At 31.7% G+C, this 13,465-nt stretch carries 9 protein-coding genes; all 9 read left to right on the forward strand.

Features of this window, described 5'->3' with window-relative positions:
- Positions 1–395 precede the first annotated feature (395 nt).
- A complete protein-coding gene (gene der, locus LNP22_RS09255) occupies positions 396–1,706 on the forward strand; it encodes a ribosome biogenesis GTPase Der (RefSeq protein WP_229976281.1) in 1,311 nt (436 codons plus the stop codon).
- A gap of 155 nt (positions 1,707–1,861) precedes the next feature.
- A complete protein-coding gene (locus LNP22_RS09260; RefSeq protein ID WP_229976282.1) occupies positions 1,862–3,007 on the forward strand; it encodes a tyrosine-type recombinase/integrase in 1,146 nt (381 codons plus the stop codon).
- 24 nt (positions 3,008–3,031) lie between these two features.
- Entirely contained in the window at positions 3,032–5,278 is a 2,247-nt protein-coding gene (locus LNP22_RS09265) for a hypothetical protein (protein ID WP_229976283.1), read from the forward strand.
- A 106-nt stretch (positions 5,279–5,384) separates the two neighbouring features.
- Positions 5,385–5,729 carry a helix-turn-helix domain-containing protein gene (locus LNP22_RS09270; protein WP_229976284.1) on the forward strand — a complete coding sequence of 115 codons (345 nt, stop codon included), beginning with the start codon at positions 5,385–5,387 and terminating at the stop codon, positions 5,727–5,729.
- Positions 5,730–5,734: 5 nt separating this feature from the next.
- A complete protein-coding gene (locus LNP22_RS09275) occupies positions 5,735–6,169 on the forward strand; it encodes a hypothetical protein (RefSeq protein ID WP_229976285.1) in 435 nt (144 codons plus the stop codon).
- Between the two features lie 3 nt (positions 6,170–6,172).
- A complete protein-coding gene (locus LNP22_RS09280; protein ID WP_229976286.1) occupies positions 6,173–8,542 on the forward strand; it encodes a hypothetical protein in 2,370 nt (789 codons plus the stop codon).
- A gap of 541 nt (positions 8,543–9,083) precedes the next feature.
- On the forward strand, positions 9,084–9,644 hold the full coding sequence (locus LNP22_RS09285) for a hypothetical protein (protein WP_229976287.1): 561 nt from the start codon (positions 9,084–9,086) through the stop codon (positions 9,642–9,644).
- Positions 9,645–9,718: 74 nt separating this feature from the next.
- Positions 9,719–10,129, forward strand: coding sequence for a hypothetical protein (locus LNP22_RS09290; RefSeq protein ID WP_229976288.1), 411 nt, complete (start codon positions 9,719–9,721; stop codon positions 10,127–10,129).
- Between the two features lie 567 nt (positions 10,130–10,696).
- Positions 10,697–13,450, forward strand: a complete 2,754-nt coding sequence (locus tag LNP22_RS09295) for an outer membrane beta-barrel protein (protein WP_229976289.1) — start codon at positions 10,697–10,699, stop codon at positions 13,448–13,450.
- Positions 13,451–13,465 lie beyond the last annotated feature (15 nt).

The following is a 13,465-nucleotide window of genomic DNA, read 5'->3' on the forward strand; positions in this document are numbered from 1 at the left end:
TTACACAAAAGGATTTCCACTGCTATCCCTCACGCAAACAGCACTAAAAGAAAATTATAAAATAAATAGGATATTGGGCAGGTTAAGAAAAGAGAAATAAATTTAAATTTTAAACTAAACTATTCTTGAACCCTTGAAGCCCTAGCCCAGATGGAAGCGACATCCTTTTTCTGGCTCCTTTAGCCAGGAAAAGATATAGCGGACAGCTGGAAATAGCTCCTTAAAATAATCATAAAAACAATAAAAAACTTAGGTACTTAGAAACTTAGCGACTTAGCCACTTTTTTACCTACCTTTGCAAAAAATTAAAATTAAGCATTTTGGATTACAAGTGATTAGGCTATTAGGGAACTAAAAATCTAAAACCTTGAGTCTAGAATCTAAAATTCAAAAAAATGAATAACATTGTTGCGATAGTAGGAAGACCTAATGTAGGGAAATCAACCCTTTTTAATAGGCTGATACAAAGAAGAGAAGCTATTGTAGATTCGGTTTCTGGAGTTACCAGAGATAGAAACTACGGTAAAAGCGAGTGGAACGGAAAAGAGTTTTCTGTAATTGATACCGGAGGATATGTTCGCGGAAGTGATGACGTATTTGAAGGTGAAATTCGTAAACAAGTAGAGCTTGCTATCGATGAGGCCGATGTTATTATTTTTGTGGTAGATGTAGAAGAAGGTATTACACCAATGGATGACGTTGTGGCGCGTTTGTTGCGTAAAGTGACGAAGCCTGTTTTATTGGCTGTAAATAAGGTAGATAATGCGATGCGTGAGAAAGATGCATTGGAGTTTTATAACCTTGGTTTGGGCGAATATTACACCTTTGCCAGTATTTCTGGAAGTGGAACAGGAGATTTATTAGATGCTTTAATCGAATCTTTTCCAGTAAAACCAGAACCAGTTCAGGAAGAAGTAGTTTTACCTCGTTTTGCAGTTGTAGGACGTCCAAATGCTGGAAAATCTAGTTTTATCAATGCCTTAATTGGTAAAGAGCGTTTTATGGTAACAGACATAGCGGGAACTACCCGTGACGCCATTGATACTAAATTTGACCGTTTTGGTTTTGAATTTAATCTGGTAGATACGGCAGGAATCCGTCGTAAGGCTAAGGTTAAGGAAGATTTAGAATTTTATTCGGTAATGCGTTCGGTACGTGCGATTGAGCATGCTGATATTTGTATTTTGATTATTGACGCTACTCGTGGTTTTGAAGGTCAGGATCAAAGTATTTTTTGGTTGGCAGAGAAAAACCGGAAAGGTGTTGTGATATTAGTAAACAAGTGGGATTTGGTAGAAAAAGATACGATGTCTACACGTGATTACGAAGCAAAAATTAGAGAAGAATTAATGCCTTTTACTGATGTGCCAATTTTGTTTGTTTCGGCATTGACCAAACAACGTTTGTTGAAAGCTTTAGAAGCTACGGTTCAGGTTTTCGAAAGCAGAAAACAAAGAATTCCGACCTCTAAATTCAATGAATTTATGTTGAAAGTGATCGAAGCTTATCCGCCACCAGCAACAAAAGGTAAATATGTAAAAATTAAATATTGTATGCAGTTGCCAACCCTAACCCCTCAGTTTGTGTTTTTTGCCAACATGCCACAGTATGTAAAAGAACCATACAAAAGATATCTTGAAAATAAAATTAGAGAAAATTGGGATTTTTCAGGAGTGCCAATTGATATTTATATTAGAGAAAAATAACACACAAAAACATATAAATACCAAAACTTATTAAACCCTTGTAATCAGTAAGATTATAAGGGTTTTTTGTTGCTTTGTGTTTTGGTTATTAATGGTTGCTATTTGTTTGTTTTGTTTATATTTGTACCGTATTTGTACCGCAAAAATATTCGACAATGGCAATAAAAGTGAAGCTTCGCAAAAGAAAGATAACAGGAGGGCGTCAAAGTTTGTACCTCGATTTTTATCCAGCAGTTATAAACCCAGAAAATGGGGAGTTAACACGTAGGGAATATTTAGGAATGTATATTTTTGATAATACAAGAAACCCCCTCGATAAAATTCACAATACCGATACTTTGAATACAGCCGAACAAATAAGGCAAAAAAAAGAAAGTGAATTTAATAAGCCTGAAATATACAGCACGCTGGAACAGGAGCAAATTAAAAAGAATAAAAAACAGGATGGGGATTTTATAGTCTATTTTAAAAAACTTGCTGAAAAGAAAAATCAGTCTAACCGTTTTATTTGGTTAGGAAGTTGTGATTTTTTAAAACTCTTTAAAAAAAATGGTTTAAAATTTTCAGATATTGACCCCGAGTTTTGCGATCGGTTTAAAGAATTTTTAGAAACTACAAAAAGTAAAAAAAGTGATAAGGTTCAATTGTCTGAAAATTCAATTAAGACATATTATGATAAATTTCGTTCAGCTTTAAAACAAGCTTATAAAGATGGTTATTTATCTGAAAATATAGCAGAGAAAACTAATGCAGTTAAACAAGCAGAAACACAAAGAAACTACTTAACACTTGAAGAACTTAATACGCTGGTTAAAACAGACTGCAAAAGTGCTGAAATTAAAAAACAAGCTTTGTTTTCAGCTCTTACAGGTTTAAGGCGTTCCGATATTCAAAAACTGATTTGGGGAGAGGTGCAACACGTTGAGGGTAGCGGTTATCTAATTAGATTTATGCAAAAGAAAACTGGAGGTTCAGAAACTTTGCCAATAACGGAGCAAGCTTTTAAATTGTTAGGAGAAAGGAAACAACCAACTGATGCAGTTTTTACCCTTATACAGGCAACGAATCAAAGAGATAATAGATATTTAACAAAATGGATTTTGGATGCTGGTATAAGCAAAAAAATAACGTTTCATTGTTTCAGACATACATTTGCAACCTTGCAATTATCAATGGGAACAGATATTTATACAGTTTCAAAAATGTTAGGGCATAAGGATTTGAATACTACACAGATTTACGCTAAAATAATTGACGAAACCAAAAGAACGGCATCAAATAGAATTAAACTTGAAATGTAACTATTTAAAGCATAAAAAAACAGAATGAAGCAACAAATAAAAGAAGACTGGATAATTAACAACCAAAATGTTTTTGGTTTATCAAAAGAAATTAGTTTGACATTTTTTACTATTCAATGCGAAATGTTAGATCAATTAGAAGGAAAAAAAATTAATTCAATATCTGATTATTTAGGAACTAAAATTGATGTTGCAAAAAATATTCGGCTGACTAAATCTTTAACTATTCAAAGGGCTTTTGAGGAGTTTTTAGGCTTTGATGTGTTTAAGCCTTTAAAAGTAAGTATTTATAATTGTTCAATGATTTTAGCATACTTACAACTGTCCTTATTAGAGGAATATAATAGTAGAAAGCATAAAAACATATTGACTTTTTCAGAATACGAAAATAAGTACAGTATTTTACTTAATGGTTATTTATCCTCTAATATTGATACGAACGAACGGGATTTTATTAAAGCAGAATTAACTCTTTGCGATAATCTAATTTCGGAATTAATGAAACCTATTTATAACGAAATTAGTCTATTTAAAGAGGTTTTAGATGAACCTTGCGACTTCAAAAGGAACTTAATCAATAGTATTGATAAGCGTAAGAAATTCCTCGAACAAAAGGCGAATGAAAAAATACCGAAAATAAAAGCCCTATTTAAATTAATTGAATACCTACATTCAAACATTGATAATTTCAACCTGAACAATGATTTAATAAAGGAACTGGAATTACTGAATGAGGAACGCCAAAAAGTAAACCACAAAAACACATTCAAAGATAAATTGAAATATGATGAGGTACAAGCTGAAATAGAAACGAAGTTTAAAATATTACAGGACAATACAGCAAGCCTTATAAAAGCCAAAGCAAAGGAGTTGAATGTATGTAATTTTGATAATGAACCGAATTATAGTTTTAATGGAGTTCAAGAAGAAATACGGCAACTTAAAGAGAACTTTTTAAATAAGGATTTACCCGAAATATTTAAGTATAAAAGCCAATATCTTAAATACAGAACCAGCACACATAAAACATTTTTATCCTTACAGTTTTTCTTTGACGAATTAGACAAAATTACCAAAAGCCTTTTTGACTATTTCAAAGAAACAGAATATAATGAATTTAAGTCCTTTGAAACCAAAGACATACACGTTAATAGCATTGAAGAAGCAATTAAAGGTTTTAAGCAAGGACATACAAAATTTACTTTGCCGTACACATTATTAAACCCCTCAAATATTCAGCAACAAAATAATATTGAACCTTTGCCACCTCAATCCCTACAACCTGAAACCGAAGTTTCACAACAAAACAAAGAGATTGAAATTTATTTGAAATCATACGATCAATATCATTTTGATGAAGTAATAATTAAACGAAATGAAGACGGAACGCCTAATAATATTTATTTAGGTAATAATTTTAATGAATGGTTAACCAATATAGATCGAAACCTTTTAGCTAATAAAAGTTATGATGCTGAAATACAAGATAAATTAAGTACTTATAATAAATATTTACTCTTTTTGGCAGAAGATTTAATTGGGTTATACAAAGCAGTAAGCGGTTATGAAAAAACAAATAACAGAGGTTATATTACATCAATACACATACAAGAAAATAAGGCTTTACAAAGGTTAGAATCAATTAAGTTTTATTCCGAAATAGTTAAACATTACATTAGAAATAAACAATTTCAAAAAGCAAATGATATTAAAGATTATTGCATTGCATTATTTGATAATTGTGTTTATAATCTCAATGATGTTTTATTTATTGATATTTATAAAAGTCCTTTGAAAACTCACTTTGAAAATATTAAAACATCTTTGGAAAGTTCAATTAATTTTTATGAGCTAAAAATTATAAAAGATTTAGAAACCAATACATCCGATACACCTCAACACCCCCCCAAAAGCGAAAATCTATACACCCCAAAACCTTGTTTTAAAGCTGAATCAATTCAAAGTATTACTGATACTTTAAATGTTTTTTTCGATGCAACCCAACACGCTGAATTAAAGCGAATAATTGAAACAGGAGGTAAAGCTAAAGAAAAATTATTGTTCAGAGACAACTCAAACAGATTGACAGATTATTTTAAAAGACTAATCGAAAGCGACATAATTGTAGGATGTAATAAAACGGTTTTAAAAAACTGGATAGTAGATAATTTCAAATATATTAATGGAAAAACCCAAAAGAATTTTACCCCTAAAACAGTTGAAAAAACACTTTCAAGTAAAGAGCAACTTTGTAAAAATCCGATAATATAAACAAATATGTTAAATTTTTGGGGGGTTTAAATGGGGTTTTAATCTACCCCATTGATACCCACCAAAGACACTTTCTACTCTTGTATCAAATTCTAAATAGAACAAGATGGAACAGTTACAACAGATTACACTTGAAACGCTACCTAAAGCGTTTATGCACTTACTCGATGAGGTAAAAGAACTCAAAACCTTATTAATTCAAAAAAATCGACAACCACAGTCAACAGCTGACCAATGGTTTGACCTAAATGAATTATGTAATTACCACCCTGACAAGCCGAAACCAGCCACAGTTTACGGATGGGTATTTGCTTCTAAAATTCCAGTTAACAAGGGAGGTAAAAAATTAAGATTTTTAAAATCTGAAATTGATGAATGGTTAAAGCAAGGAAGAAAAATGACACTTGTAGAATCATCTTTGAAAGCGGAACAATATCTTAAAAATCAATAAAGGCTATGAGTACAGCAGATACACACAGCCTTAACCCGAACGGAAACGGACAGGGCAAATATAATGAAAAATTAAGTCAACTAAAACAGTATGTTAGTCAATCTAAATATATTGAACCACTCGAACAAATAAAAGTTTGCCAAAGTTTTGGATTGCCTTATTTAAAAAATGTATTTCGAGATGAATACAGAAAACGTTTTTATGATTTTCTTTTCGAAAACGTTACGACTTGTGCAAATGTTACAAAGCACACTTTAATACCGCAAAAATACCTTTGTGAATGTAAAGCCTATTATGAAAACAAGAAACTTTTAAAAGTTGTTGGTTTGGGTAATTGTCCTGTAACCAATTCTAAAAATGTACAATTTTTGTCAACTAATCCGCGTATGTGGAATGATGCCTTTTTATTACCAAACTCGAGCCAATTAAAAATGTTTTAGGTTATGGAGGATAAAAACAAAGCCGATGTAATGAGCGACTGGAAAGCCGAATTTACAAAGAGAGTCCAAACCGAAAGCAAAAGCCGTAAAGAAACATTTACGTTTTATGATGCGATTAAAAAAGAAAACCATCACACTAAACGGGATAAAGTATTTTTGTCGGTTGTTTCATTTTTAAATAGTGAACCGTTAAAAAATAACGATTATGTAAAGTTTGTTTCGTGTTACATTACCACAGGGTATAAACTAAATGTAAAATACTTTAGAAACAACCTCAAGAAGTTAAAGGAATACTATAAAAAAGTAGATGAGGCAAACGCAAAAGGAGAAACATTCAACCCGTTTAGTATTAAAGCATACAAAAGATATGTTTTGTTTATGGTTTTGAAATTTAGAGGGGAATATACAAGCGATTTAGATGAGGCTTTTGGAGTGCAAACCGTCGGACATAGGGAATACAACCCCTTAACAAATATACCGTCCGTATTGCGTGGGGAATTGCCTTTTGAAGTAAAAGAATACGATATTAAAAGAGCGTTCCCGACGTTTATTGATATTGAATTGAACACGAACCACCGAGCGAATATTTATGATACTCTCAACAAAAAAACGTTTGCTTATTTGCTTAATTCAAACGCTACCAATGGAGGAGCAGACCGAAACACAATTTTAAAAGAAATATCAAAGATTTACGGCAATGATTCGGATAAAGTTTGTACCCTCGAAAGGTTTCAAACCAAAGGAGGTGCATTTTTAGACTTTTCTAAATACGAAAAGGAGTATATCGAAAGATTTGTAGTTGAAAACAATTTAGCTCATTACGTGCGATTACACGACGGCGTTTTTGTGTTACAAGAAACGGAATGTAAAACTACTGTATTTGAGAAAGTGGAATTTTCAATTAAGGAATGTATAAAACCACCGATTGAAAATGAAATAGTAAACTTTTACACCATAGACCAAAACAACAAAGTTTATACTTCGCCGACTATGTACGCCGACTTTTTTATTCAAGAGAATTTTTTGCGAATTTCGACACCCGACGACAAAATATTTTTATTGAAAGATACTAATAATGTGGTTAATTTTTTCAATCATAACACCGATATAGTTGGATTTTTAAAAGAGAATATTATCGAGTTTGGTAATTCGTTTGATGCAGTAGCCGACACAATAGCAAGGGAAAATTTTAGTGTTATTAAGCAGGGTTTTTTATTAATTCCCTCCATAGAATTACAATACTATACAGATACAAAAAACACTTTCGGATTGCCTTTTAAAAACGGTTTCTATTATTTCGAAATAAATGACAAAGGAATATTAAAACGAAAAGAGTACACCGATGTAAAGGGATTTTTTGCACCTCACGAAATACAAAGCCGAGAGTTTAAATATACCGATGAGGTTGGAATGTTTGAGCAGTTTTTAATTAGGGTATCCATAGGGTTAAAAGAACCCGAAATACAAGACCATAAAAACATTATCGAGAGTTTTAAGACTATGTTTGGTTATCTGTGCCACAATTACAAAGATGCTACAAAAAACCCGTGTATTGTTCTTACTGATATGGATGCAGACGACGAAACCCGAAACGGGCGACGAGGCAAAACATTAATATCAAAAGCAGTTCAAGAAGTACAGGAATCAATAATTAAGGGAGGTAAAGAATTTGACAGCGGTTATACTCACGTATTTGCAGACCTCGAAAAGAAACATAATGTTTATATTATTGACGACGTACCCGCAGGGTTTAAATATGATGATTTGTACACCAATATTTTGGGTGACATATCTTGTCAAAGAAAAGGTTTGAAAGCTGAAGCAATTAAATTTCAAGATGCTCCAAAGTTTGTAATTACTTCAAATTGGGTTGTTCCTTATGATGAGAAAAACGCTTCTACAAATGGGCGTTTTATTGAATACAAATTCACGAACTATTATAATACAAGACATACACCAAAAGACGAATTTAAGTGTGCTTTTTTTCAAGATTGGAACTCTGACGAATGGAATCGTTTTTATTCGTTTGTTTTTAGATGTGTTATACTGTATTTGCAAAAGGGAATCATAAAGACAGAATACAATAAGACAAACGACAATTATAAGGCTTATTTCAGTAACGATGCAATTCATAATGAATTTCATAATTGTATAACGGTTTTAATGAGTGGAACTACACCTTTTGAGTTTACAGTATCCGACTTTTTAAGAGTGTACAACGATAAAGAAAATCCTTTGCGATTTGAAAAAATGTTTACCACAAAAAACACTAAAAAATTAATAGATGCGTGGGTTGGTAAATTTAACACTGAAAACAAAGACTATTATTTTGAGTACAATAATAGAAGAAAATGGATTAAAGTAAATAAATAACACAGTTAACACAGATGCAACACACATACAAACACACTTGCAACCCTTGAAAACACTACAATAACACAGATAACACACTTAAAATTAAAGTACGTACGTGAATAAAAAAGTTAGTAATAAAACAGTATTTATTTTCTTGTATAGTATGGCTTACTTTCTAACTGTGTTATGTGTTTTTTTGTTGATTATTAGGTAGTTATCTGTGTTTTTGACTGTGTAGTATCTGTGTACTAACACACATAAAACTAATAAAATGAAAAAAAGAAGCAAAAGCCTAAAGGGTAAGTATAAGAAAAACGGAAATAGATTAATAAATCAACAAATTACAAAAAAACCAATTTAAAGAGAGTATAATACAATTCGAAACGCGTAACAGGGATAAAGAGTATTTTACTTTGATGCTCTTTTTTTCCAATGGTAGCACTATGAGTTTTTATCTAAAGTAGATTAAAATAGACTTTTAAAAACTATAACAAAATACTAAAGTAGTTTAAAGTAGTATTAATGTTCCTTAATAATTTAGGTCATAATTCAAAGCAAAATGAGTATAGAGAGTTGTAAAACAGTAAGCTTAACCAAACTAAAAGAGTGGGGTTATTTGGATAATGGCATAAAATCGGGCGTTATCACTTGGAGTATTTCGGGCGAAATTACTTCAAGAATTAGTATAAAATCAAATATTAGTCAATACAGGAAGTTTATAACACTTGACTATACACAAGACGGGGAAAGTATAAGTTATAATGTACATCTTGTTTCTGTTCCCTCGAATTTAGGCAAAGGAGAGGTTTTGTATTTTGTTTGTCCTAATACGGGTAAACGTTGTAGAAAATTATATCATTGTTCAAAATACTTTTTACACCGTGAGGCTTTTAGTTATCTGTATTACGAAAAACAAATTGAATCTAAAAAGACACGTGAATTACATTCGGTTTTTGACAAGGCATTTTTAAAAGATGAGGTTTATGAGGAGCAGTATAAAAAGCATTTCAAAACTCACTACAACGGAAAGCCTACAAAACGGTATCAAAAACTAATGAATAAAATTAACCTTGCCGATAAATTTCCAGCCGATATAATTCAAAGGTTATTGATGATGTAATATTATTTGATTACGGAAAACCTTATTAATTTAATTTAAATTAGTTTATATTTGTGTGGTTTTAAATTTTAAAAATGAAAATCACGCTATTAATTCTGTTTTTTTTATGTTGTGGAATAATTAATGGTCAGATAAGCTCTTATAATAAAGGACTAAAAAGAACTACAATTATTTTAAATGGCTGGTATTTGAATAAGGGAATAGAAACATTTACCACTAAACAAACTCCAGTTGGCTACAAGCAATCTTATGATGAGTTAAAAAATGTACTATCTCACTATAATTTAAGTATTATGGAGGCTGAGGTTGATGAATCTTTGATTGATAAAAGTGTAGAGGGTTTACGTGATTTTCAAAATTTAAGTAACTCATTATTGATAGAATGGTCAATTATAAAAATGGCGTGGAGAACAAATGATAAGTATCAAGTCTATTGGGGGTGTAATAATGAAATCAATTTAATTTTAATTCAAAAGATAAAATAATTACACAATTTTAAATAATTGATTAAAACCGTTCAGAGATGAGCGGTTTTTTTATGGTTCGTGGGTATCTGTTCAAAATGTAGTTTAATTTGGTTTTAATTTGAGATTTAAGCCAAATGCAACAACCAAAAAGAGATACTTCTTTACTATCTGTTCGCGCGTGCAGGAATTAATTATAGTGCGATATTCTACAGTAAATTAAAAGTTCATTCCTATCTGTTAACGTATGTGCAGGGTGGGTAATTAACAAAAGTAAAACAATACGCGCGCACGAGGATTTTTTTAAGTTTTTAGGGTTCATTTTTCAACATTTAAATTACTTTTCAAGAATTTATCTTTTTGTATCTTTTTGTACCTTATTTGTACCGTATTTTTATAACTAATTGATTATTAGTTATAAATATTTATATTAGAGAAAAATAAAATTACAATCCCCGCTGGTCGGGGATTTTTTTTGCTTATCATAATTTGCTTCGACACAATAGATGGTAGGTTTTGTACAACTTTAGAATGCAATTAAACCTTTTACTGTAATTAGGGTCTTAACGAGTGACAACTAACCATTTTATGACCAAATTATATTTTTGCGTATCTTTTTGTCTTATTCTCTGTTCTGCTCACGCACAAAATGAGATTGTGATCAAAGGAACGGTACTTGACATCAATACACAGTTACCACTGGAATTGGCGACTGTTTATTTTACCACCGTTAAAGATTCTACCGTTATCGAATATGCGACTACCGATAAAAACGGCGCTTTTAGAATAACAACCAAAAAATACGACAAACCTCTTTTTTTAAAGATCAACTATATGGGGTATCAGCCTTATTTTGAAGAGCAAAAACAGCTTTTGGAGAGTAAGGATTTCGGTAAAATATATTTGTTAGAAAATGTAAATGCTTTGGCAGGCGTAGTGATCAAAAGTGAAGCTCCTCCAATCACGATAAAAAAAGATACTCTTGAGTTTAATGCTGCTTCTTATAAAGTACGCCCGGATTCTAATGTAGAAACGTTATTGAAACAGTTGCCCGGTTTTGATATTGATGATCAGGGTAAAGTTACCGTAAATGGGAGGGAAGTAACGCAGTTTTTGGTAAACGGAAAGACCTTTTTTGACAAAGACGGCGCCATCGCTCTCAAAAACTTACCAGCAGAAATTATAAAAAAGATTCAGGTTTCTGATTTTAAAACTAAAAAGGAGGAACTTTCAAAGCAAGAATCTACCTCTGATTATTCTTCGATAAATATCACGATTGACGAGAAAAAAAATAAAGGATATTTTGGAAAAATGCTAGCCGGATATGGTTCTGATGACCGATATGAAAGCAGCCTGATTATGAATTTTTTCAATAATAAGCAAAAGATCAGTGTTTTGGGGTCTTCAAATAATATCAATGCCACAGGTTTTTCTATGGATGAGGTGTTTGATAATATGTCTGGTGGAAGAAACACAAAAAATGATACTAAAAATTCTGGAAGCGGAAAAGGAATCACACAGTCTAATTTGCTCGGTCTAAATTATTCTGATGATTGGACTAAGGATTTATTGGCGATGGGAAGTTATAATTTCTCGAATACCATTACTAAAAACGATAGTAAATCAAATCAGGTGAGTTTTTTGCCAACAGGAAATATTGTAAACAATTCTGATGTAGGTTCCCGAAATGAAAACACAGGAAATAACGCAAATTTTGAATTAGAATATAAAATTGATCCCAAGACAACGCTTCTCTTTTCTCCAAAAATAAATGAATCTCGTTCTAATAATATGTCTTTATCTTCTAGTTTTTCTGAGGATGAAAACGGTGATGCATTGAATGAAAGCAGCTCAAAATCTTACAGAGAAGGAAAAAACAGTAGTTTTAGTAACAGTATTAATTTTAATAAGGCTTTTGAGAAAAAGGCACGTAATTTTAGTCTTGTTTTTTTGAATAGTAATTCAAAAAATGACACGGACGGTTTTAATTTTTCGCAGACTATTTTTTATCAGGACAATAAGCCGAATGACGAGCGGAATCAAAATGTCAAAAATAGAAATATTTCCGATTCTTATACTCTGGATTTGGAGTATACAGAGCCAATAACAGATTCTTTGAGGATAAGATTTGGTTCTGATTTTGATTGGTCTAATGAAATAAAGGATCAAAAGACTTTTAATTTTGATGATGCCACACAATCGTATTCTGATCTCAATGCATCTTTGACTAATTACATGATTTCTCAGCAAAATGCGGTAAGTCCAAAAGTGGGTATTTCATGGCAGAAAAGTAAATTTACTTTTAATCTTAACAGTAAAACTTCTATTATTGATTTTGAAAATCATTCGCTATACTTAAATAATGTGACCGATCTCAATAAAAAGTATGCTTTGCCATTTTGGAACGCCCAGATACGATACAAATTTAGTCGTTCTAAGTTTTTGACCTTTAAATACGATTACAGCACTTCACTTCCTACCTCAGAACAGTTAATGCCGGTCCTAGATTTGACGAATCCTCTGAATACCATAACTGGAAATCCAAATCTTAATCCGATTGAAAAGAACAGTGCTAACTTCAATTTTAGAAAATTTGATTTTCGCACGCGCTCGGGCTATAGTGTTTATGTTAGAGGAGATTACTATACTAATGATGTGATTTCGACTTCGATTTATGATGATAGCGGAAAAAGAACAACGACTTATGCCAATATTTCGGGAGTTTACTCGGCTTCTGTTGGCGGTAACTGGAATCAATCTTTAAAACGAGAGGCTCATGTTTTGAGATATGGTTTGGCGATAAGCGCAAATTATTCTTTCGATAAAGGATTTACGAACGCAGTTTTATACACCGCCCAATCGATTGCGATTGTGCCGAAGGCTTATTTTACCTACGAATATGGCGATTTGCTCACCATTTCGCCATCTTATAGTTTGTCGTACAATGAGACTAAATATCAAAATTATACAAGAGATGCAAGTTCTAATGTTATGCACAGGATCAATCTGCAAACTACAACCTATTGGCCTGAGAATTTAATTTTTGGCAATGATTTTGGCTATACTTTTAATTCTAGTATTTCAAGTGATTTCAAAAAAGATTTTTATCTATGGAACACCAGTTTGTCTTATGGTTTTTTCGATAAAAAAATCTTCTTAAAAGTAAAGGTATATGATGTTTTAAATCAGAATCAGAGCGCAACAAGAACCATTTCTGCGACCTCAATTCGTGACGAAGAAAATACAGTACTTAAACGATATATGATGTTTTCTCTTGCTTATAAAATAGGAAACTTTGCTGGTACTGAGAAAGGGAGGAAAAGAAAACAAAGAGAAGAATAGTTTTTATGTTTCACT

This window comes from Flavobacterium flavipigmentatum (genome assembly GCF_020911905.1).
Classification (GTDB): Bacteria; Bacteroidota; Bacteroidia; order Flavobacteriales; family Flavobacteriaceae; genus Flavobacterium; species Flavobacterium flavipigmentatum.